Source organism: Nocardia transvalensis NBRC 15921 (genome assembly GCF_000308875.1).
Taxonomy (GTDB): Bacteria; Actinomycetota; Actinomycetes; order Mycobacteriales; family Mycobacteriaceae; genus Nocardia; species Nocardia transvalensis.
The window spans coordinates 123932-146290 of record NZ_BAGL01000042.1 but is presented as its reverse complement, the minus strand read 5'-3'; the positions used below and the strand labels follow the sequence as shown (position 1 = coordinate 146290).

Sequence of the window (22359 nt, the reverse complement as noted above, 5' to 3'; positions counted from 1 at the left end):
TGCACGCTCACACGGATTTCGCCGAAGGCAGGGCGGGAAGTGAGGTCAGGAGCGCAGGACGGCCCCCACGGCGTCGGAGGCCGCGGCGACGGCGGCGTCACGGGCCGCACTGGCCTCGTCCTCGGTGAGGGTGCGGTCGACGGCGCGGAAACGCAGGGCGTAGGTGAGGGACTTGCGGCCCTCGCCCGCCTGCGCGCCCTCGTAGACGTCGAACAGCGCGATGTCCTCGAGGAGCGTGCCCGCGCCGGTGCGCAGCGCCGATTCCACCGAGGCCGCCGGGACCGCCTTCTCCACCGAGACCGACACGTCCTGCAGCACCGCCGGGAACGCGGAAACGACCGGGGAGGGCCGGGTTTCGCGCAGCGGCAACGCGTCCAGATCGAGTTCCAAGGCGCAGGTGCGCGGCGGGAGGCCCGACCGCTCCAGCGCCGCCGGATGCAGTTCGCCCGCGTGACCGACGACCGTCCCGTCGACCACCAGCTCCGCGCAGTCGGCCCGGATGGAACGGAAGGTACGACGCCGCCCGGCGCTCGATGCGCCACCCCGGCGGCGTCGGCCACGGCGTCGGCGAGAGCGAACGCGTCGGCCGCCTCGGCGGCGCGTCCCGCGCCCCACGGCCCGCGCGGCTCGCGCCGCCCGGTCAGCACCGCGGCTACCCGTACCGGCTGGTCGGGCAGCGATCCCACCAGGGCCGCCACCTCGTCGTCGGTGGGCCGGCGGTCGACCGGCAGCGGCGGCACCGGGCGGGTCTCGCCGGTCGGCAGCACCACCTGGGCGATGCTGTAGATCGACAGGTCGCGTTCGCCGCGGGAGATGTTGCGGGCGGCCACTTCCAGCAGTCCCGGCAGCAGCGTCGTCACCAGTTCGGCGCGCTCGACATCGAGCGGGTTGAGCACGCGCAGGGTGCCGCGGCGCGGGTCGTCGGCGTCCAGGCCCCAGGCGTCGAAGACGCCCTCCTGCAGGAAGACCGGAGCGGGCACCTCGACCGCACCGGCGAAGGCCAGCGCCCGGCTCACCGCGCGGCGGCGGCGCTGCGCGGCGGTGAAGCCGCGACCGGCGGGGGCGGTGGGCAGGACGGACGGGATCTTCTCCAGGCCCTCCAGCCGCAGTACCTCCTCCACCAGGTCGGCGGGCTGCACCAGATCGGGCCGCCAGCTCGGCGGGCGCACGACGAGCTGGCCGTGCCCGGAGTCGCTGACGCTCACCTCTACCGCGCAGCCGACCTGCGCCAGCCGCCGCGCCGACGTCCCGGGCGGGTAGGAGACGCCCGCGGTCCGGTCGGGCAGGTCGAGATCCATCCGGATCGGCTCCCGCTCGGGCGTCGCGACCCGGACGTCGGTGAGTTCGGATTCCACTGTGCCACCGGCGATGTCGGCCAGCAGCGTGGCCGCGCGGTCCAGCGCCGCGACATTGATCTCGGGATCGACGGTGCGCTCGAAGCGCCGCGACGCCTCCGAGGCCAGCTTGTGCCGCCGCGCGGTGCGCGCGATCGCGACCGGGTTCCAGGTCGCGGCCTCCAGCAGGATGTCGGTGGAGTCGTCGCCGACCTCGGTGGACGCGCCGCCCATGATGCCCGCGAGCGAGACGACGCCCGTGTCGTCGGCGATCACGACGTCCTCGGCGTCCAGGACGCGCTCGGCGTCGTCGAGGGTGCGCAGCGTCTCGCCCGTGTGCGCGCGCCGGACCACCAGGCCACCGGTGATCTTGGCCGCGTCGAAGGCGTGCAGCGGCTGGCCCAGCTCCAGCATCACGTAGTTGGTGACGTCGACCGCAGGCGAGATCGGCCGCACGCCCGACAGCAGCAGCCGCCGCTGCAACCACCACGGACTGACCGCCGCCGGATCGATGCCGGTCACCCGCCGCGCGGCGAACCGGGTGCACAGCGATTCGGGTTCCAGCCGCACCTGCCAGGCGTCGGCTTCGTCGTCCGGCAGCGAACGCACGGCCGGATCGGCGTATTCGAGGTCGAACCCGCAGGCCAGTTCGCGCGCGAGACCGCGCACCGAGAAGGCGTACCCGCGATCCGGCGTGATGGCCAGCTCGACGACCGTATCGTCCAGGCCCAGGACCTCGTTGGCGTCGTCACCGGGCTCGGCCGTCCCCGGCTCGAGCACCAGAATCCCGGAATGGTCCTTGCCGATACCCAATTCGGCGACCGAGCAGATCATGCCGTTGGACACGTGCCCGTAGGTCTTGCGCGAGCTGATCTCGAACCCGCCGGGCAGGATGCCGCCGGGCAGCACCACGACAACGAGGTCACCGACCGCGAAATTGGTTGCGCCGCAGACGATCTCCTGCAACTCGGGACGACCGATATCGACCTTGCAGAACCGGATCGGCTTCTTGAACTCGGTCAGCTCGGTGATCTCGGCGACCCGGCCCACCACCAGCGGCCGCTCGGGTCCGCCGGTGATCCGCTCCAGGGTGTCGATCTCCTCGACCTCGAGGCCGACGCGGACGAATCCGGCGTCGAGTTCTTCCGGGGTCACCGACCACTCCGGGGTGGTGCGCCGCAGGATTTCGGTCAGCCAGGACTGCGCTACTCGCACGTGACGTTTCGCTTCCTCGTTGGTGTGTGAGTCAGGACTGGATGCCGAACGGCAGCGTGAACCGCACGTCGCCTTCGACGATGTCGCGCATATCGGGGATGCCGTTGCGGAACTGCAGGGTCCGCTCCATACCCATCCCGAACGCGAACCCGCTGTACTCCTCGGGGTCGATACCGCTGGCGACGAGCACGTTCGGATTCACCATGCCGCACCCGCCCCATTCGACCCAGCCGGCGCCGCCCTTCTTGTCCGGGAACCAGACGTCGACCTCGGCGGAGGGTTCGGTGAAGGGAAAGAAGCTGGGGCGCATGCGGGTTCGGGTGTCGGGGCCGAACAGCGCCCGCGCGAAGGCGTCGAGCGTGCCGCGCAGATGCGCCATCGTCAGGCCCTTGTCCACCGCCAGGCCCTCGACCTGCGAGAAGATCGGGGTGTGCGTGGCGTCCAGCTCGTCGGTGCGGAAGGTGCGGCCGGGGCATACGACGTAGATGGGCAGCTCACGCTCGAGCAGGGACCGCACCTGGACCGGTGAGGTGTGCGTGCGCAGCACCTGCCGGGAGCCCTCCGGCGCCACGTGGAAGGTGTCCTGCATGGTGCGCGCGGGGTGATCGGGCAGGAAGTTCAGCGCGTCGAAGTTGAAGTGCTCGGTTTCGACCTCGGGCCCCTCGGCGACCTCCCAGCCCATGCCGACGAAGACCTCGCCGATCCGCTCGGACAGGACGGTGATCGGATGCCGCGCGCCGATCGGCCCGCGCGGGGCGGGCAGCGTCACGTCGATGGTCTCGGCGACCAGGACGGCCGCGTCGCGTTCGGCGAGCAGTTCGGCGCGGCGCGTCTCGAACGCCTCCGAGACGCGGGAGCGGGCCACGTTGACCCGCTTGCCCGCGTCGGACTTCTCCTCCTTCGGCAGCGCGCCCACGGCCCGCTGCGCCAGCGCGATCGGCGACTTGCCGCTCATGTGCTCGGTCTTGGCGGCCGCGAGCGCATCCAGGTCGGCTGCCGCGGCGAACGCCTTCTCCGCTGCTGCTGCGGCGGCCGAGAGCGATTCCTCGCTCAGTGCCGCGGTCTGCTCGGCTCGTGCGTTCTCGTCGGCCACGATGCTTCGTCTCTCCCCTGGCTGGTACGGGTGTCGGCGGTTTACCTACCCCACATTGTTGCGGGTCGAATCGTACGCACTGCACGCAGGCCACCTCACGCGGATTTCGCCGCCGATCACACCGCCGCGGGGCGAGGCTAGCGAGTGACGCCGATGTGGCGCGGCAGCAGCACCGACACCAGCGCCCCGAAGGCCACGATCCCCGCGCCGACCCACACCGCGGGCACCAGTCCGTCGACGAACGCCTGCGGGCCGAGGTACGAGCCGTGCGAGGCGAATACCGAGGCCAGCACCGCGACACCCATCGCCACGCCCACCTCGCGAAGCGTGCTGTTGGTGCCCGAGGCCATCGCCTGGTCGCGCGCGGCGGCGCTGGCCATCACGACGGTCGCGCTGGGTGCGAAGGTGAGACCCATACCGATCCCGGCCAGCAGGAAAGGCCCGACGTAGGAGCCGTACGCGACGTCGGCGGTCGTCACCGCGGCCATCCACGCCAGTCCCCCGGCCAGGAACACCTGGCCGGTCGTGAGCAGCGTGCGCGCGCCCACCCGGTCGACGATCAGGCCCGCGATCGGGGCCACCACCATCGGCGCCAGCGTCCAGGGCAGCGTGCGCACGCCGGATTCCAGCGGCGAGAGACCCTGCACGACCTGGAAGAACTGCGCGAGCAGGAACACCGAGCCGAAGACGCCGACCGAGAAGGTGAAGGTGACCACGTTGCTCACCCCGAACGCCCGGGAGCGGAACAGCCGCAGCGGCAGCATCGGTTCCGGCGTCCGCAGTTCCCAGCCGACGAACGCCGCCAGCAGCGCCGCGCCGCCGATCAGGGCGGTCAGCACCGGCGCGGAGGTCCAGCCGTCGTCGGCGCCGTGGATGACGCCCCAGACCACGGCGAGGACGCCGCCGGAGGCCAGTATCAGGCCCAGCGGATCGAATCGCTTGGCGCCGCCGAAGGATTCGCCGAGCACCCGCGCCACGAACGGCAGCACCGCGAGGCCGATGGGCACGTTCAGCCAGAAGATCCACTGCCAGCTCAGGCCGTCGACCACCGCGCCGCCGACGACCGGCCCGACCGCCACGCCGAGTCCGGTGATGCCGCCCCAGATGCCGATCGCCGCGCTGCGCATCCGCTCCGGCACCGCGACCGACAGCAATGTCAGCGACAGCGGCATGACGCCCGCGGCGCCGAGCCCCTGCACCGCGCGGGCGGTGATCAGCATCCACGGCTCGGTGGCCAGTGCGCAGGCCGCCGACGCGAGCGTGAACACCGCGATCCCGGCCAGGAAGACACGACGCCGGCCGAGCCGGTCACCCAGCGCGGAAGCGGTGAGCAGCAGCGAGGCGAACGCCAGCGTGTAGGCGTTCACGAACCACTGCAGATCGCTCAGCGAGGCGCCCATCTCGGTGCGGATCACCGGCAGCGCGTTGGTCACGACCAGGTTGTCCAGCGTGACCATGAAGGTGGGGATGCCGACGGCGGCGAGCACCGCGGCGAGTGGGGGTGTGCGGCGGGCGCCGGCCGATTCGGCGACGGCCGATCCGGACGTCTCGACGGTGGTGGTCATGATGTCGAACTCCTTGTTGTTATCGACTGATAACTTGATGTATCGAAGAGTATGCATCGACTGATAACATGTCAACAGCAGATCTCGACGACCCCAGGAGGACGACGGTGACACCCCGGACGCGCATGACCGCCGGTGAGCGCAGCGAGCAGGTATTGGACGCGGCCGTCACCGCCTTCGCCGAATCCGGGTATGCCGCAACGAAAACCGACGAGATCGCACGCCTGGCCGGGGTGTCGCAGCCGTACGTGATCCGGCTGTTCGGCAGTAAGCAGCAGCTGTTCATCGCCGCCGCCAACCGGGTCTGCGACCGCGTCGAGGAGGTCTTCCGGGAGGCCGCGAGCCAGGTCCCCCCGGATGCGACCCCGGAGCAGGCGCTGGACGTCCTCGGCGACGGTTACGGGACCTTCCTCGCCGATCGCGCCCTGCTGCTGGTCCTGCTGCACGGCTTCGCCGCCAGTTCCGAACCGGCGATCGGCACCGAGGTCCGCGACCGGTTCGGCCGCATCTACCGGCTGGTCCGCGAGCTGACCGGGGCGTCGGCGGACGAGACCCGCAATTTCCTCGCCGGCGGCATGCTCCTGACCGTCATGGCCGCCATGCAGGTCGCGGGGCCGGGCGCGGTGCCGACGCCGTGGGCCGACGAGATCATGGAGTGCTTCCAGGGGAACTGACCCCGGGTGACGAAGGCGACTCCGCCACTCCCCCGCCCCTGCGTGACAACGGGCGAGGTCGGGATTTATAGTTAGCTGTAGCAACCAACTTGTTTACCTTGCTCCCTTATTCGACAACGTCGTTACGACGCGGCCACGGCGGGCCGGGATGCCCAGCGCCCCGGCCCCCGGCCCACGTCCGAGAAAGAGAACCGATGGCATCAGCAACCGCGAGCGTGGACGCAGCAGTCCCCGCCGCACCGCCGGACGATGCGCCGATGACACACCGGCAGATCATGGAGGCCCTCTCGGGCCTGCTGCTCGGCATGTTCGCGGCCATCGTCTCCTCCACGATCGTCTCCAACGCGCTGCCGAAGATCATCGGCACGCTCGGCGGCGGGCAGACCGCCTATACCTGGGTCGTCACCGCCGCCCTGCTCGCGATGACGGCCACCGTCCCGCTCTGGGGCAAACTGGCCGACCTCTACAACAAGAAGGCCCTGGTCCAGATCGCGCTGCTGATCTTCATCGGTGGCTCGGTCGTCGCCGGTCTGTCGCAGAACGCCGCGATGCTCATCGCCTGCCGCGTGGTGCAGGGCATCGGCGCGGGCGGGCTGTCGGCCCTGGCCCAGGTCGTGATGGCCGCGATGATCGCGCCCCGCGAACGCGGCCGCTACAGCGGCTATCTGGGCGCGACCTTCGCCGTGGCGACCGTCGGCGGCCCGCTGCTCGGCGGCGTCATCACCGATACCAGCTGGCTGGGCTGGCGCTGGTGCTTCTACGTGGGCGTGCCGTTCGCGCTGGTCGCGCTGGTGGTGCTGCAGAAGACCCTGCATCTGCCGACCACCCGGCGCGAGGTCAAGGTGGACTGGCTGGGCGCGTTCCTGGTCACCGCCTCGGTCTGCCTGCTGCTGGTCTGGGTCAGCTTCGCGGGCAACAAGTACGACTGGCTGTCCTGGCAGACGCTGGTCATGGTGCTCGGTGCGCTGCTGCTTGCGGTGGTGTTCGTCTTCGCCGAATTCCGGGCGGCGGAGCCGATCGTGCCGATGCGGCTGTTCCGCAACCGGACCATCTCGCTGGCCTCGGCCGCCTCGCTCATGGTCGGCACCGCGATGTTCGCCGGCACGGTGTTCTTCAGCCAGTACTTCCAGCTGGCGCGCGGCGAGTCGCCGACCATGTCCGGCGTCATGACGATCCCGATGATCGGCGGGCTGTTCGTCGCCTCGACGATCTCCGGCCAGATCATCACCCGCACCGGGCGCTGGAAGGCGTGGCTGGTGTGCGGCGCCGCGCTGATCACCGCGGGACTCGGCCTGCTGGGCACGATCCGCTACGACACGAACTACTGGCTCGTCGCGGTGTACATGGCGTTCATGGGTCTCGGTATCGGCATGACGATGCAGAACCTGGTGCTGTGCACGCAGAATCAGGTCGCGCCGAAGGATCTCGGGGCCGCGAGTTCGCTCGTCGCGTTCTTCCGCTCGCTCGGTGGCGCGATCGGCGTGTCCGCGCTCGGCGCGATCATGGCGCACAAGGTGAGCGACTACGTCAGCGACGGCCTGTCGAAGCTCGGCCCCGCCGCGGCGGGCGCCACGGGCGGCTCGGGTCACGAACTGCCGAATCTCGCGGCGCTGCCGGGGCCCATCCGCACGATCGTCGAGGATTCCTACGGGCACGGCATCGCCGACGTATTCCTCTACGCCGCGCCGGTCGCGTTCGTCGCGTTCGTGCTGACGCTGTTCATCAAGGAGGTCGCGCTGCGGACGTCGAGTTCGGCCCCCGTCGAGCCGACTGCGATCACCGAACTGACTCAGGTCGGGGACGCGGCGACGGTCCCGGTCGAAGAGCCCGAGGCGATGGTGTACGGCCACGTGCGAGCCGGGGACGGCGCGCCACTGCCGGGCGCCGCCCTGACGCTGATCTCCCCCGCGGGACGGCAGGTCGGCCGCGCGCTCGCCCGCCACGACGGCGGGTTCGGACTGGACGCTCCCGAGTCCGGGGCCTACGTGCTCATCGCGTCCGCGGACGGATTCCAGCCGCAGGCCGCGCCGATCACCGTCGACGGCCGCCCCTTCGGCTACGACTTCCAGCTGAGCGGAATGAGCGGTCTCGCAGGCACATTGAGCGCCGCCGACGACGGCTCCCCGGTCCCGGACGCGGTGGTGATCGTCACCGACAGCCGCGGCGAGGTCATGGCCGCCGGCGCCTCCGGCGAGGACGGCCGCTACGAACTGGCCGACCTGATCCCCGGCCCGGTCACCGTCGCCGTCAACGCCGCCGCCTTCCAGCCGGTCGCCGTCTCCGCCGAGGTTCACGGCCAGGGCCTCACCCGCCTCGACCTCACCCTCTCCCGAGGCGCCCAGCTCCACGGCACCGTCTACGCCTCCGACCGCCCCCTCCCCGACGCCAGGGTCACCCTGGTCGACACCGCGGGCGCGGTCATCGGCACGGCCACAACGGCCGTCGACGGGACCTACGCCTTCACCAACCTCGGCAACGGGGACTACACGGTCATCGCCTCCGGCTACCCGGAGACAACCCGCACCGTCGCCCTGCGCTCCGGCTCAGCGGACGGACACGACATCGAACTCTCCTACCCGGGCGAGTAGCCGTAACAACCACGGCCACAAAACCTCCCGTCACGACCATAGCTACAACGCATCCGTAACGACCACAGCCACAACGCATCCGTAACAACCGCAGCCACAGCGCATCCGTAACAACCACGGACACAAAGAATCCGTAACAACCACAGCCACAAAGAATCCCGTGGTCCGCTCCTCCCCTACTTTCCCGTCGTTGCGGCCCCCTGGGGCCGCAACGACGGGACCTCTCGCCGAAGTCCATCTGATACCGCCCGGGCATCTGCCCGATAATGGCGATGATTGCGGCCGGGACCCGCTAGCCCTTCGACGCGGTGGTCTGGTCCTGGAACTGCGCCAGCGATTCCATCGACCACGTCAGCCTGCCGTCGGTGATATCGGCGACAACGCCGTCCAGCCACCGTATTTCGGCGTCGACGACGGCTCGCCGGTATTCGTCTTCGAGCAGGGTGACACGGGGCAGGCCGAACTGCGTGGCCTGCGATATGCCCGCGTCGAGTTCGGCGAGTTCGGCGCGCAGGGCCGCTGCGCGGCGACTCAGTTCGGCGTGCGCCCCCTCCGGCCCGAGGAGCATCAGAAACGACAGGGCCGCAGGGAATTCCGGAAACTCGTTGCGGGGCGCGCCGATCATCTCGGTGATCCATCGCATGCACGCCGCCCGACCCGCATCGGTGATCTCGTAGACCGTGCGTTCCGGGTACTGCTGATCGCGATCCGTCGCACGAACCGCCACCAGCCCCGCCTCCTGCAACCGCGCGATCGTCTTGTACAGCTGGGCGCGCTGACCCACGTTCACGACCTGGTCCTTACCCCACTCCTTGATGCGGCGCTGGACGGCATAGGGATGCATCGGCTCGAGGTGCAGGATGCCGAGCACCGCCATCGCGAGCGGCGATCGCTTGAACCGGTCCGCTGTCGTCATACCGCCGATCCTACTAGGTGCCCTACAACTAGATTCCCTAAAACTAGTTGCGAAGATACTAGTTCTCATGACACTATTGAGGAGCAGGCGAACCCGACCAGTGCGATCCGAAAGGACCAGAGCAATGACCACCAGAACCGACACCGTCCGCATCCACGCCGACCACACGTCCGTCAAGCGCCTCGGCGACTGGACTCACGCCACCGACTTCGAGGTGAAGGCCCGCTACGCGAGCGTCGTCCTCGACCTGCGCTCGCCGTGGATCGAGGGCGAGGGCCCGATCGAGGTGCACGCCGGCTTGGACCACGCCATGGTCAAGCTCCTGGTTCCGGACGACGCCGTCATCGACCAGAGCGACCTGGACTGGACCGGACGCGGCCGGGTCAAGGACTACGCCGCGCCGCAGCAGGCCACCGGCCGCGTCATCCGGCTGACCGGCGCCAGCGCCAAGAGCGAGTTCCGAATCCACCGCGGCGGCATCGCGATCCTCTCGGCCCTGTTCAGCCGCGAATTCTTCGACGACGCCAAGCAGGCGCACAAGCAGGGCCGCACCCCCACCCTCGCCGACCCGGCCAACGCGCCACGCTGAGCACCCACCGGGCGGCGGCAAACGCCCGGTACTCCGAAGACCGCCTTCGCCTCTCACGCCGAAGGCGGTCTTCGCCTATGCGCCGCGCCGGGACCATCGGACGGCGATCAGTCAGTACAGTGCTCGGACATGCGCAACCGGCTGTTGTTGTCCGCCGTCACCAGGCTGGTGTTCTCGGTCGCCGCGGGGCTCGTGGCGGGCGTGGTGGTCGGCGTGTGCACGGCGGGACCACTCGGCATCACGGCCGGAATCGCGACGACGGCCGTCCTCTTCGTCACGGTCGGCTGGCTGGCGCTGTGGCCGCTGGACGCCGAGGAGACCCGGGCCTACTCACGACGCGAGGACTTCCGGCCGGTCGTCGAGGAACTCGCCGTCGTGACCGCCGCGCTCAGCGGCCTCGTCGGCATCGTCATGATCCTCGTACTCGGCCACTCCGAGGAGGGCCCGGCCGCAGCGGCGATCGCACTGTGCGGAGTCTTCATGGCCTGGGCCGGCCTGCACCTCATGTACACAACGCGCTACGCCTACCTCTATTACGAAAACCCTAAGGGCGGAATCGATTTCAACTCCAAGGCCCCACCGGCCTACCGCGACTTCTTCTACTTCAGCTACAACCTCGGCATGACCTACCAGGTCTCCGACACCGGCGTCTCCAGCCAGAAGATCCGCGCCGTAGTCCTCCGCCACACCCTCCTCTCCTACGTCTTCGGCACAGTCGTCCTCGCCACGACGATCAACCTTGTCGCGGGCCTCGCCACTGGCTGAGCCGCCTTCTTGACAGCAAACCCGACGGTCGCCAATTACCTGTTCTCACAAACTAATTCGCGATAGGGCCCTTGAAACAAAGGCGATCGACGCGACGATTAGGTGAGTGCAATGCCCCGGGTGGCGACTGAGGAGACGGGCATGATCGACGGAACGGTAATCGCCAACTATTTGGCCACGGCGATAGGGGGAGCCGGTGATCGATTGCTGGACCACTCCCTGGATCAGGGATTGGCCGCTCTCTCCCAGCTGGTGGTTCGGAAGCTCGGCCGCGGACCCATCGAAGATCTCACCGAGAATCCGGACAGCATCCGCACGCGAAAACGGGTCGCGGCCGCGATCGAGCATGCGGCCGACACCGACGAGCGGTTCGAGCGTGAACTGGCCGACCTGCGGGATCAACTCGATCGAGCGAGAAATCAGTACACGATGACGCACACCGGCCGCGGCGGCCGGACGGTGCTCCGCGGAACCGGCGACGGCCACACCGCGGCGGGCGATATCTGGATCTACGACCACTACGCTCCCCAGCCGGACGATCTGTCCGGAGCACCCGGATGGACGAAGGCGTGCCTGTGGATCGGCGGCGCGATCGCCGCCTTCGGCTGGGCGATCATGATGCTCGGCATCGCCCAGCACACGTCCCAGAGCACGCCCAGCACCGGATTCGCGATCTTCGCCATCGGCGGTTTGGTCATGGCCGCAGGGGAACTCGGGGCACGCACCTCACCGCCCAAGCGCCGCCGCCGAATGTGATCAGACCGCGAGCAATACCACCGCGATCGTCGCCAGAAAAAGGCCGACGCATTGGGCACGAGTGAGGCGCTCGTGCAGGACGGTGATGCCCAGCAGTACCGGAATCACCGGATACAGCGACGACAAGCAGACCGCAACGACGGCCAATTGCCGTTGTGCCGCAGCGAGATACGCCGCCAGCGCCAACGCCGCAGTCGCCCCGGCAAGGGCAGCCAGGCAGATCGGCCGGAACTCCGCGACCCACACGGCTCGCACCCACAGGACCAGCGGAACCAGCGCACACACGGCGGCAACCCGGCCGGCGGCCACCGGCCAGAACCCCGAGACCGGCGCGGCGTGCGCCAGCGCCAGATATTGGATCGCGATACCGACACCGGCGACCAGACCGTCGAGCACCGCCGCACGAGACGCGGTGGACGCGCCATCGGGCGTGCGAGCGACCAACCACAGCGCGGGCAACGCGGCCACGATCCCGATACCGGCCGCGAGGGTCGGCCGCTGCCCCTCCACCACCACACCGAACAACACCGGCAGCCCCATACCCGTCAGCGTGCTGGTAGGCACCACCGTGCTCATGGTCCCGCGCCCCAGCCCACGAAACAGCGCCGCCATCCCCAGAGCGGTCCCCATCCCGGACAGCGCACCCCACCCCAGATCCGCCACACGCGGCACCCCGGACCCATTCGCCGCAGCCAACACCACGGCCACCACCAAACCCACGACCTGCCCGAGGATCGCGGTGACAGCGAAATGTATTCGGCGCGAGGCTATCCCGCCGACATAGTCCGACAGGCCATACAAGACCGCCGAGGCCAGAGCCAACATCCAGGCCACGACACTCACCCGGACCGATCCCGCGCGGCCTGCCCGACGGGACACACCTGCCCGCGAGTACACGCCCGCCGATCACACAGCCTGCACAGCAGATTCGACTCCGGCACCGCGTCATAGATCGCGGTCAGCAACCGCCCGAGAATCCGCTCGAGGTGCGCCCGATCCCCCTCATCAAGTGCACCGACAAGACCCTCCAACCACCCGACCCGCGCCCGCAAAATTTTGGTAGCCTCGCGCCGCCCCGCATCGGTAAGCGCAACCGACCGCCCACGCCCGACCGTCGTCCGGCGAATCAACCCCGCACTCTCCAGCGCATCCAGAGTCCGAGTGGCAGCAGACTGCGTCAACCCCAGACACCGACTCAACTCCGTCACCCCGACCGGTCCGGACTCGAGCAGCACGACCAGCGCCGCCGACGCACTAGGACTCAGCTGCGACTGCGCGGTGACATCGCTGACCATCCTGTCGCTCACCGCAAGCGCAGCCGCACCCAGCAGGTTCGCCACCCGTGACATATGCATGCCTCATGCATACCTCGACGAGCCCGAAGTAAACACACAACCGTTTGCGACTTCGACGAATCCCAGAACGGCACCCCGTGACGATTCCGTCGTCCCCGGGGCGACGATTCCACCACGACCCTTGCGACGAATCCATCACGAACTCCGCGACGATTCCATCAGCACCCTTGCGACCGATTCACCACGTGCGGCTAGCGGTTACCTTGTGCCCGTGGCATCTTGCGGATGCAACATCCCCGCGCGGCAGCGACCATAGTTACACCGTCACGTAGTAGCAGGGAGGGTTCATCCATGCCGGATCTCGCTGTCCTGATGGTCGACATGCAGAACGGATATATCGCAGACGACGGGCTGCGTGATGCGCTCGGATGGCCGCCGATCTGGCGGCTCGACGAGGTGATCACCGAATGCGCGGACCTGCTCGCCGCCGCCCGCACAGCACACGTCCCGATCGTCTATTCGCGCCAGATCACCAGCCCGGCCGGTGCACTGGCCGCCAACCCGCGTGCCGCCCGCCACCTGCGCTCACGTCGGCACCGGCTGCCGGTCCTGTCACCGGAAGACAAGCAGTGGCGCACCGAGATCATGGACGCGGTCGCGCCACAACCCGGGGACATCGTGCTCGACAAGACCCGCCACAGCTTCTTCGCCTACACCGAACTCGGACCGGTACTGAAAAGCCTTGGAGCGCACCGACTCCTGGTAGCCGGCCTGCAAACCAACGTGTGCGTCGAGGCAACCGTGCGCGCGGCACTGGAACACAACTACGAGGTCGCCGTCGCCGAAGACGCCGTCACCACCGACGGCCCAGACCTCCACCACAGCGCCCTGAACTCGATGCGTGTGATCTACGTCGAGGTCGCCGAATGGCGAGAACTACTGGCCGACAACGCCCCCTGGGACCGCGCCTACACAACCCCCAACTACGGCAGAAACCCCGACTACTGGACCGAACCAACCGACACCCCCTAACACCGAGTCACGGGCGTGCCCTCGATGGTGTCGCTCACAAGCCCTCCTCGGTCAGCAGCAAATACGCCGCCTCCAGGTGCACGATGCACTCATCCGGACTGTGAAAACGATGGATATACCGCAACTCCCGCGCCCGTTCGACGGTCAGCTCCATCAAATACACCTGGCACATGAACTCGGCCAACCGGCCATCCGCATGCACAAATGCCCTGTCGCCCAAAGGTTCCGGCATCGACACGAATCAGTCCCACAACCGAGCACACGGCAGTGTCGGAAGATCTTCCGTCACACGGTCGTCCACCGTGACGACGACCCCCAGAGATCCTCTCCCCAACTCATCGGCAACGCTTTGCACCTGCTCCGCCGATGCGCGATAGTCCAGACACAGCGCGCCGGATTCGATCCGGATATGACGCGGGTTCTGCGTGCACCGATTGGTCGGCCGTGTTTCCTCCTGAGTCATCGCAGCCAATTGATGGATGGCAAGCGTGTAGTAAGGCATCGTTCCAATACCTCCGGAGTCGAGGAAGGCGGTCGGGGTACCGGTATCAAGGGGTTTGCCACCAGAACCGGTACGCCACGAAGATTGATGAATTCGGAGACGATCAGGCACTCATGCGGTAGCCCCGGTTGTACCGGAGCACGCTTCGTTGCCGAGTTGTTCGGCGACGAAGCACGTCGCCAGGGCAAGCGCGGCGTCATGGTCGGCGGCCAGGGGCAGGCAGGGTATAGCCAGCTCGGTCATCACGGCACTGACGTGACGATCTGCGAGAGCCCGGAATTGCCGATTGCCATCGCGGGGCTTGTTGGTGCCCAATGGGATATCCGGATCGAGCTGCGTACGAAAGATGAGGTGGTAGCGGTCGCTGTGGACGCGGGCCAGTGTCTGCAGATATCCCCATCCCTCCGGGTCCGGGGTCTCGCCGCGATATTCGAGCGCGGCTCGGTAATAACCCAGCGCATCGGGGACGGCACGGTCAACCAGCACGACATCACCGTGCAGCCACGCCTCGACCTCGTTGCTGATACCGCGCGTCATGATCCAAAGCGTGGAAGTCCACGTGTGATTCCACAGGATCGGCAACCCCATGCGCTGCGCTTGTTCCCCCAAGTCCGCGACCGCGGAAACCTGTAGGCCCCTGCGCCTCAGCTCATGGGCCAGCCGGGCAAGGAACGTACTCTTGCCGGTGGAATGCGCGCCGACAACAGCGATGGTGACCGGCTGATCGAGGGTGCTCACCACAAACCTCCTTCAGGTTCGGGTGCAGGCAGGAACTCGGGGAGGCCGGCCGCGACGACCAGCTCGGGCCAGTCCAATGCGCCGTCGGTGATCAAGGCGCACAGCAACTGCCACGCCGCCCATGCGTCGTATCCGGCGCGGTGATAGCCCTGCCCAGCACCGGAGCCGGTGTCGAGTTGGCCGCGTTCGATGAGCTTGTCCAGCGCATACGAATCCAGGCCCTGCCAGACCGTTTTCGCCAGCCGCAGCGTGTCCAGAATCAACGGCGGCTTCCAATCCGGCAGATGCGCCGCGAGGACCCTGCGCTCGACGGTGGCATTGTGGGCGACCAATGTCCGCCCGCACAGGGCTTCCGCGACCTCCTCGGCAATCTCCTGCCACTGCGGGCAATCGGCGAGATCCGCGTTGGTGATCCCGTGGACCTTGCGGGCGACGATGGATGTCACCGGCTGCTGCGGCTGAACCAACCAGGAACGCAACGCATCCGGTGGCGTAGACCCGTCGACCAGCAACACCGCGATCTCGATGATCTCCGGCGGATTCTGCCCGTTGCCTTCGACATCAACCACGGCCAACTGCCGCTCGTGCAGGACATTCGGGAATGCATGCGGGGTCGTCATGATGGCGTGTTCTCTCTCGTAGTGGGCCAGCCGAGATCGGCGCGGCCGTGCCGGTCCCGGTGATGCGGCTTGTCGATGTCGTGCACCTGATAGCCGTGACCGTGCTGCAGGTAGTAGCGGCGCTGCTCATCAAGCCCGGCCACGACCACGGCACGGTCGTTGACCTCTATGAGAGTTCCGCCCAGCTCTGCGGACTGGTCTGCGACATGCCGTTCATCAGGGCGTCGCCATGCCCGCGCGCACCGTTGTAGCTGCGCGGCCGGGCAGATGTCACACAATTCCCGAATGCCGTAGTGGCCGTTGTAGTCCGTCACGGCGTGCGCGTAGGCGACCGCACAGCTGGTCTTGCGAAACAACGGCGAACCAGGCCGGCCTGTGCCGGCGGCCGCGAGTATCCGCCGTTCCAGAGCCTCGGGAAACACCTTGCGCCGGGCACCTTCCGGATATGGCTCCGGCAAGCCGTTCGCTCGGTAATAATCGCGGATCTGATCTTTGAAGAACAGACCAGTGAACACAGTCGCGTGCGCGTGCTGACTCAGCGTGAGCGTGCGGCGTAGGTGCACATCCGAGTCGTTGAGGCCCGGCACGATCGGCCGCCAGTACAGCACCACCCGATAACGGTCCGCGTGCTCGAACGCCGTCACCAGCGACTGCGCTGCGATTGCGGAGTCCACCGGCTCGACACGCGGGTCATCGATTCCCGAATGCGTAACCAGCACGGTGATTTTCAGATTCTCGATCGAGTTCAAGATTGCGCAGTCCTCCGGCTCGATCCGCCACCGGGTGATCACCAGAACATGGTTGGTCAGCCCGCGCGCACCCAGCAGACCCAGCATGTTGAAGGTGTGCTGCTTCACCCGGGGCAACATCGGGTCTGTAGCCCGGTTGAGCAGCTGAATCGGTGTCACATGCGGCCGGAAGTACTTGTGACCAGTCAGCAGCTCGGCGGCCTCCCGGTCGTCCATCAAGGCTCGCGGTACCTTCATCTCGAAGTTGTCGAACAGATGTCGCACGCAATACCCACAATCCAGCGGGCATCCTACGATCCAGTTCAGGCTCAGCCCGGACTTGCGGTACTCGATCACGTCCCGCAGTTCCGACCGCAGTCCCGCTCGCTGTGCCACAGCCAGTAGCGGGACGCCGTGGCGAGTCGTCGTCATGGCTTGTGCCTGCCTCCCAGTTGATTCCGAGCCACCGATTTCGCGTGGCCCCATCGAGCAGACCGCTGCACCCCGCGGGCAAAGAAGGTGGCAAATCACAGGAAAGCCGATTTGCCTCCACACCCGATAGGTGAGAATGAACCAATGACCAGGGGGTACCGATGAACGAACCGATCAGCGAACCAGGACCGCAATCGGCAAGTATCGCTGATCAATTGGCCCGCGAAATAAAGTGCCGCCGGCAGGCTGCGGGCCTGAGTCAGCGGCAGCTTGCCGCCAAGATCCGCTACACACGTCAATACGTCGGTATGGCCGAGACCGCGGATGGAGTCCTTCCATCGCGGTCGCTCGTCGCCGTGCTGGACGCTGGTCTCGGTGCGGACGGCGCATTGGTCACCCTGCGCGCGCAGGCACACGACGAGCAGCGAGCCATACGCGTGCGCAACAGGACGGCCACCTCGGAAACCGAGATCAGCAACACCACTGCCGTCGCATTGCCGGTGATCGTCGAGGGCCGACTCGTAACGCTGCCTCTCGACTCGCGTACTCTCGGTCCAGCGTGCAGTAATCTTGTCGGCCCCACTGATGAACACGAAGACGATGCGGAATTATCTGTGATAAACCGTCGAACACTCTTCATCCACGGAATTGCTGTAGCCACCACCGGCGCGTTGGACCCCGACTTTATTCGTAACGCCGACGCGGTCGAGTCCGTCATCTACTCGAAGAATATTTCCGAGCGCACCATTACCAGCTTCACAGCCGTGACCCGCCTACTTGCGGGTCAAAGGCAAAGTATTGATCCCGCAGTACTCTTGACGCTCGTTTCAGCGCACCGAAATTCAGTGACAGCCCTGTTTCGGAGTGCCAGCGACGAACGTGTCAAGAAACAGATCGGCTTCCTCCTCGGTGAAACCTCGATCGTGGCGAGTCGACTCTGGAGCGCAATCGGAGATCGTCCGATGGCGCTGGCTAGTTGCGCATTCGCAAAGCGTCTTGCGGATGACATCAGAGATCCGGCACTCGGTGGGGTCGCAAGAATTTTCGAAAGCAATCTCCGATCGGACGCTGCAACGCTGATAGGTTCGGACGGTGACATCGTGAACGGCCTCCAATTGCTCCGCGAAGCTGCTGCCGTCGCCGACGCGCTTCCCCCCTCGGCGCGAGCGCGGATAGCGGCAGAGCAAGCGCAAGCGTTCGCCGTGTTGGGGCTGAACAGAGAATGCAGGGACGCACTAGCGCGCGCAGGCCGGGCTGTCGACGAGATCACCGAGCCCGATCAGACCGGCCTTTTCAGTGATTGGAATCCAACTCGACTGGCGGTCTACGAAGGAACGTGCTGGCTGTTCCTCAACGAACCCAAAAAGTCGATAACCGCACTGACCCGAGCCATCAGCACGACCACCGCAGACAATCGGAATGTCGTACTCGCCGCGCAAGTCGACCTCGCGAGCGCCCATGCCTTGGACGGTGAACTGGAAGAAGGGTGCCGAATGCTGGGGGACGCATACGAAACTCTTGTCGCAGCGGGAAATTCACGAGGAGTCGAACGCGCCCAGTGTGCATTAGGTCGACTCGAACCATGGAAATCCGAAACACCCATTCGGGAGCTACGAGAGCGAATAAAGGCCCTCCCGGTCTCCTAAATTTTATCCGTCAATGCAGCTACGGTCGAGACCACTGTATCTCTGTCCAGCCTGTCCAAAATCGCGTCGGGAGAATGCTGTTCCAACTCCGCGCGGGGGATTCGATGCGCGACAGCGATCACGTGAAATCCCGCGTGCCGGGCACAGGCGATATCGTTCGGAGCATCTCCGATAACAACCGTCCGACTCACATCAAGCTTGGTGCCGAATTTTTCAGCGAATCGCTCGGTGACCACGGCAGGAAGCTCGAAGCGCTCACGCGCATCATCACCGAACGCGCCTATACCCAGATCCAGGTATTGGTCCAGACCGGATACACGAAGTTTGACTTCAGCTGCTACACGTAGGTTTCCGGTCAAAACTGTCTGCGCGAACCCATGCTCGTGCAGCGAAGCAATCGAGTCGAACGCCCCGGGATACGCTGGCTGATCGCGGGCAAGTTCTTCCTCTCCCTCAGACATGACATCGGCCAGCACCTCGTGGAACCGCTCGACGCCATCCTCGGCGACGTCCGGCTGCACTCCGGAAGCGACGGCCGTGTCCACGACGATCGACTCATCTGTATAGCCGTGCACTCGCGCCTTGGGGAAAACGATCGACTCGTCCTGGATACCGTAGGTGCGGGCGACAGCCCTTCGGAGCCACCGCAGGTCAGCCGGTATCAGGGTGCCGTCAACGTCCCAAACGACCAGACTTGCGAACGCCCCGCTCATATCGAGCATTCTGACACGAGGGTCTGTCTCGCCACTTACGACACCGTCTCGTATTCGGGATATCGACGGGTTCAGCTGTGGTGTTGGACGCGGGCGCTGGCGTAGAGGCAGATGGCTGCGGCTGCGGCTAGGTTGAGGCTTTCGGCTCGGCCGTGGATGGGGATTCGGATTCGGTGATCAGCCTCGGCGGCTACGGAGGGTGGGAGGCCGTGGGCCTCGTTGCCGAAGAGCCAGGCTACGGGGCCGTGGAGGATGTCGTCGGCGCCGTCCAGGTCTACTTCGCCGCGGGCTGTGGTGGCGAGGACGGTGATTCCGGCGGTGCGGAGGTCGGTGAGGACCGTGTTTATGTCGCGTTCGCGGGCTATGGGGACGTGGAAAAGGCTTCCGGCGCAGGCTCGGACGCATTTGCCGTTGTGGGGGTCTACCGAATCGCCGGTCAGGACGACGCCGTCGGCGCCTACAGCGTCGGCGACTCGGATCAGGGTGCCTGCGTTGCCGGGGTCGGAGATCTCCACCGGTACCGCGAGCAATCGTGCGCCGGTTGGTACTGATCTCCCGGAATCATCTGCGACAGAAGGATTTTCCGGGGCACCACGAGTGCCCACATTCGAACCGGTCGTGTCCGCGCTGAGCACCTGGGCCAGTGGCACATCCACCTGACGGCACACCGCGACCAACCCCGGCGGGGTCACCGTCTCCCCCAGTTGCTCTGCCGCCCGATCACTCACCAACGTCGTCCGAACCCCCAGTGCCGCAGCCGAAGCCACCAGCTCGTGCTCCCGCTCGGCGGCTCGGTTCGAGAAGTACAGCTCCTCCACTCGCTCCGTATCCAGTGCGGCGGCAACGGAGTTGGCGCCCTCGGCGAGGAACAGGCCGGTTTTGCGGCGTTGGGGGGAGCGGTGGAGTTTGACAGCCGAAACGACCCGCGGGTTGCGCTCCGAGAGGGGCGCGTCCGCGGGTCGTTTCGACGTATGGTCCGTCAAGCCGGAGTCAGGCGGCGGGGGCGTTGACGTCGGCCGGCAGCGCGGCCTTCGCGACGGCGACCAGGCCGGTGAACGCCTCGGCGTCCGAGACGGCCAGCTCGGCGAGGATCTTGCGGTCGACCTCTACGCCGGCGGCCTTCAGGCCCTGGATGAAGCGGTTGTAGGTGATGTCGTTGGCGCGGGCCGCCGCGTTGATGCGGGCGATCCACAGCTTGCGGAAGTCACCCTTGCGCGCCCGGCGGTCCCGGTAGGCGTAGGTGAGCGAGTGCAGCTGCTGTTCCTTGGCCTTGCGGTACAGCCGCGAGCGCTGCCCGCGGTAGCCCTTGGAGGCCTCGAGGATGCTACGGCGCTTCTTCTGAGCGTTGACGGCCCTTTTGACGCGTGCCACTGGTCAGTCCTTGTTCGATCGAGGGGCGCTCGCGGCGCCCGGGTGGTCGGGGATGGGGGCGGCTCAGATGCCGAGCAGCTTCTTGACGCGCGGGACGTCGGCCTTGGCGACGGACACCGTGCCTTCCAGACGACGAGTCCGGCGGCTGGACTTGTACTCGAACAGGTGGCGGCGGTTGGCCTGCTGGCGCAGCAGCTTGCCCTTACCCGACACCTTGAATCGCTTCGAGGCGCCGCTGTGGCTCTTCATCTTCGGCATGGGTTCCTCTAATCTGTCTCGTCCCGGAGGCAGCGTTCTACCGCGCTACCTCCGGTGCTGTATCGGTTCTACGACGGGGTGACCGCTTCGGCCTCCGGCGCGGGGGCCGGATTGGCTCCCGGCGTCGGCCTCGGCGCCGCGGTGCTGGCGGCGGAACCGCCACCCGCCGGCGCGGGACCCCGCTGCGATTGCGACTGCGACGCTGTCTGCTGCGCCTTGACGCGCGTCTTCGCACCCTTGTGCGGCGCGAGGACCATCGTCATGTTCCGGCCGTCCTGCTTCGCAGAGGTCTCGACGAAGCCGAGATCGGCCACGTCGGAGGCCAGCCGCTGCAGCAGCCGGAAGCCCAGCTCGGGCCGCGACTGCTCGCGACCGCGGAACATGATCGTCACCTTGACCTTCGACCCGGCCTCCAGGAACCGCATCACGTGTCCCCGTTTGGTCGCGTAGTCGTGGTCATCGATCTTGGGTCGGAGCTTCTGCTCCTTGATCACGGTCTGCTGCTGGTTCTTCCGGGACTCGCGCGCCTTCTGCGCGGTCTCGTACTTGAACTTGCCGTAGTCCATGATCTTGCAGACCGGCGGTCGCGCGTCGGGCGCGACCTCGACCAGATCGAGATCTGCCTCCTGCGCGACGCGGAGTGCATCTTCAACACGCACGATCCCAACCTGCTCGCCACCGGGTCCGATGAGTCGGACCTCAGGGACGCGAATGCGATCGTTGATGCGAGTCTCAGTGCTGATGGGGCCTCCTAGGTCAAGCGGTGTCGTCCAACGACCGCGCTATAACTGCAACCCCATATCCAACACGAAAGCCCCGCCACGGTATTTCACCGCCACGGGGCCCGATGTCGACCGGTCGTCGGCGCGAGCATTCTCGCATCGACCCTGCGCGAGATGATCCCCGCGAGGAACCCGTCGGCTGTGACGGGTGACCGGACCGCCCGGCCGAACGCGTGCCGTTGAGCACTGTGGCCGACGGTGGGAGTCGGGCTCCACTTATGGGCCCCAGGCGGCATGAACCATCCGGGGCGGTCGTCGCCGGAAAGCATAACATCCGGCTACCCGCAACTCCCAATCGCCCGCCCCCGCGACCAGGCACGTCGGTCTCGGATGCCATGCTACCGGGCATGAGTGAGGTGTCGCCGCAGTCCGCCGGGCCGGACGAGGACGTGCGCGAGCTGGCGGATATCCCGGCCGTCGAGGTGATCAGCCGCGCGGCGGTGATGCTGATGAGTTCGGCCGCCGAGAAGCTCGGCCTCGCCGACGAGGACCCGGATACGAGCCCGCGCCGCGACCTGGACGAGGCCCGGCGCGTCATCACCGCCCTCGCCGGACTGGTCACCGCCTCCGTCGAATACCTGGGCCCGCACGCCGGCCCGATCCGCGAGGGCCTGCAGTCGCTGCAGCGCGCCTTCCGCGAGTCGTCGGCCCACCCCGACGAGCCGGGCAAGGGGCCGGGCGAGAAGTACACGGGCCCGGTCTACTGACCGCGGAGGGCGGCGACGCCACGAGGCGCGGCATTCGATG

Annotated in this window: 23 protein-coding genes and 1 pseudogene; 8 read left to right on the top strand and 16 right to left on the bottom strand. The window is 67.1% G+C overall.

Features of this window, described 5'->3' with window-relative positions:
• Positions 1–45: 45 nt before the first annotated feature.
• The 3 genes and pseudogenes from pheT to ON41_RS13125 form a co-directional block, all read right to left on the bottom strand.
• Positions 46–2549 (bottom strand): annotated as a pseudogene (gene pheT, locus ON41_RS13135) (phenylalanine--tRNA ligase subunit beta).
• Positions 2550–2580: 31 nt separating this feature from the next.
• Positions 2581–3642, bottom strand: a complete 1062-nt coding sequence (gene pheS / locus ON41_RS13130) for a phenylalanine--tRNA ligase subunit alpha (RefSeq protein WP_040747853.1) — start codon at positions 3640–3642, stop codon at positions 2581–2583.
• A gap of 137 nt (positions 3643–3779) precedes the next feature.
• On the bottom strand, positions 3780–5207 hold the full coding sequence (locus ON41_RS13125) for a DHA2 family efflux MFS transporter permease subunit (protein WP_040747852.1): 1428 nt from the start codon (positions 5205–5207) through the stop codon (positions 3780–3782).
• A gap of 68 nt (positions 5208–5275) precedes the next feature.
• On the opposite strand from ON41_RS13125, the gene ON41_RS13120 reads away from it, so the two are divergent.
• Both ON41_RS13120 and ON41_RS13115 read left to right on the top strand, forming a co-directional pair.
• Positions 5276–5881, top strand: coding sequence for a TetR/AcrR family transcriptional regulator (locus tag ON41_RS13120; protein ID WP_246461688.1), 606 nt, complete (start codon positions 5276–5278; stop codon positions 5879–5881).
• Positions 5882–6138: 257 nt separating this feature from the next.
• A complete protein-coding gene (locus ON41_RS13115) occupies positions 6139–8469 on the top strand; it encodes an MFS transporter (RefSeq protein ID WP_040747850.1) in 2331 nt (776 codons plus the stop codon).
• A gap of 292 nt (positions 8470–8761) precedes the next feature.
• Here ON41_RS13115 and ON41_RS13110 read toward each other — a convergent pair whose 3' ends face one another.
• The gene (locus tag ON41_RS13110; protein WP_040747849.1) at positions 8762–9385 is read right to left on the bottom strand and encodes a PadR family transcriptional regulator; all 624 of its coding nucleotides are present in this window, start codon (positions 9383–9385) and stop codon (positions 8762–8764) included.
• 124 nt (positions 9386–9509) lie between these two features.
• Between ON41_RS13110 and ON41_RS13105 the strand changes: the two genes are divergently transcribed.
• From ON41_RS13105 to ON41_RS13095, 3 genes are all read left to right on the top strand, one after another.
• Entirely contained in the window at positions 9510–9974 is a 465-nt protein-coding gene (locus tag ON41_RS13105) for a hypothetical protein (protein WP_040747848.1), read from the top strand.
• A 129-nt stretch (positions 9975–10103) separates the two neighbouring features.
• Positions 10104–10739: a DUF1345 domain-containing protein gene (locus ON41_RS13100; protein WP_083905313.1), complete on the top strand. Its 636-nt coding sequence runs from the start codon at positions 10104–10106 to the stop codon at positions 10737–10739.
• Between the two features lie 141 nt (positions 10740–10880).
• Positions 10881–11495: a hypothetical protein gene (locus ON41_RS13095; protein WP_157185450.1), complete on the top strand. Its 615-nt coding sequence runs from the start codon at positions 10881–10883 to the stop codon at positions 11493–11495.
• On the opposite strand, the gene ON41_RS13090 is transcribed toward ON41_RS13095, so the two are convergent.
• Both ON41_RS13090 and ON41_RS43760 read right to left on the bottom strand, forming a co-directional pair.
• Positions 11496–12338, bottom strand: coding sequence for a DMT family transporter (locus ON41_RS13090; protein WP_246829519.1), 843 nt, complete (start codon positions 12336–12338; stop codon positions 11496–11498).
• On the bottom strand, positions 12335–12790 hold the full coding sequence (locus ON41_RS43760) for a MarR family winged helix-turn-helix transcriptional regulator (RefSeq protein WP_373281345.1): 456 nt from the start codon (positions 12788–12790) through the stop codon (positions 12335–12337). Before ON41_RS43760 ends, ON41_RS13090 begins: the two co-directional genes overlap by 4 nt.
• 351 nt (positions 12791–13141) lie before the next feature.
• Between ON41_RS43760 and ON41_RS13080 the strand changes: the two genes are divergently transcribed.
• Positions 13142–13822, top strand: coding sequence for a cysteine hydrolase family protein (locus tag ON41_RS13080; RefSeq protein ID WP_040747845.1), 681 nt, complete (start codon positions 13142–13144; stop codon positions 13820–13822).
• Between the two features lie 34 nt (positions 13823–13856).
• On the opposite strand, the gene ON41_RS13075 is transcribed toward ON41_RS13080, so the two are convergent.
• From ON41_RS13075 to ON41_RS13060, 5 genes are all read right to left on the bottom strand, one after another.
• Positions 13857–14054 (bottom strand): hypothetical protein, encoded by a 198-nt coding sequence (locus tag ON41_RS13075; protein WP_083905324.1) that lies wholly within the window; start codon positions 14052–14054, stop codon positions 13857–13859.
• A gap of 9 nt (positions 14055–14063) precedes the next feature.
• The gene (locus ON41_RS41525; protein ID WP_157185449.1) at positions 14064–14324 is read right to left on the bottom strand and encodes a hypothetical protein; all 261 of its coding nucleotides are present in this window, start codon (positions 14322–14324) and stop codon (positions 14064–14066) included.
• A gap of 111 nt (positions 14325–14435) precedes the next feature.
• Complete coding sequence (locus tag ON41_RS13070) at positions 14436–15062, bottom strand: AAA family ATPase (RefSeq protein WP_157185448.1); 627 nt, start codon at positions 15060–15062, stop codon at positions 14436–14438.
• Complete coding sequence (locus ON41_RS13065; protein WP_051161346.1) at positions 15059–15682, bottom strand: 3'-5' exonuclease; 624 nt, start codon at positions 15680–15682, stop codon at positions 15059–15061. Before ON41_RS13065 ends, ON41_RS13070 begins: the two co-directional genes overlap by 4 nt.
• Positions 15679–16842 (bottom strand): radical SAM protein, encoded by a 1164-nt coding sequence (locus ON41_RS13060; protein ID WP_083905312.1) that lies wholly within the window; start codon positions 16840–16842, stop codon positions 15679–15681. Before ON41_RS13060 ends, ON41_RS13065 begins: the two co-directional genes overlap by 4 nt.
• 161 nt (positions 16843–17003) lie before the next feature.
• Here ON41_RS13060 and ON41_RS40195 point away from each other — a divergent pair, with 161 nt between their 5' ends.
• A complete protein-coding gene (locus ON41_RS40195) occupies positions 17004–18488 on the top strand; it encodes a helix-turn-helix domain-containing protein (RefSeq protein WP_083905311.1) in 1485 nt (494 codons plus the stop codon).
• Here ON41_RS40195 and ON41_RS40190 read toward each other — a convergent pair.
• From ON41_RS40190 to infC, 5 genes are all read right to left on the bottom strand, one after another.
• Positions 18485–19201 (bottom strand): HAD family hydrolase, encoded by a 717-nt coding sequence (locus ON41_RS40190; RefSeq protein ID WP_083905323.1) that lies wholly within the window; start codon positions 19199–19201, stop codon positions 18485–18487. The genes ON41_RS40195 and ON41_RS40190 overlap by 4 nt on opposite strands.
• Before the next feature lie 71 nt (positions 19202–19272).
• Complete coding sequence (locus tag ON41_RS40185) at positions 19273–20184, bottom strand: TrmH family RNA methyltransferase (RefSeq protein ID WP_083905310.1); 912 nt, start codon at positions 20182–20184, stop codon at positions 19273–19275.
• Positions 20185–20191: 7 nt separating this feature from the next.
• Complete coding sequence (gene rplT, locus ON41_RS13040) at positions 20192–20572, bottom strand: 50S ribosomal protein L20 (RefSeq protein ID WP_040747840.1); 381 nt, start codon at positions 20570–20572, stop codon at positions 20192–20194.
• 63 nt (positions 20573–20635) lie between these two features.
• Positions 20636–20830, bottom strand: a complete 195-nt coding sequence (gene rpmI, locus ON41_RS13035) for a 50S ribosomal protein L35 (protein WP_040747839.1) — start codon at positions 20828–20830, stop codon at positions 20636–20638.
• Between the two features lie 68 nt (positions 20831–20898).
• Complete coding sequence (gene infC / locus ON41_RS13030) at positions 20899–21573, bottom strand: translation initiation factor IF-3 (protein ID WP_083905309.1); 675 nt, start codon at positions 21571–21573, stop codon at positions 20899–20901.
• Positions 21574–21959: 386 nt separating this feature from the next.
• On the opposite strand from infC, the gene ON41_RS13025 reads away from it, so the two are divergent.
• Complete coding sequence (locus ON41_RS13025) at positions 21960–22319, top strand: DUF1844 domain-containing protein (RefSeq protein ID WP_040747837.1); 360 nt, start codon at positions 21960–21962, stop codon at positions 22317–22319.
• Positions 22320–22359 lie beyond the last annotated feature (40 nt).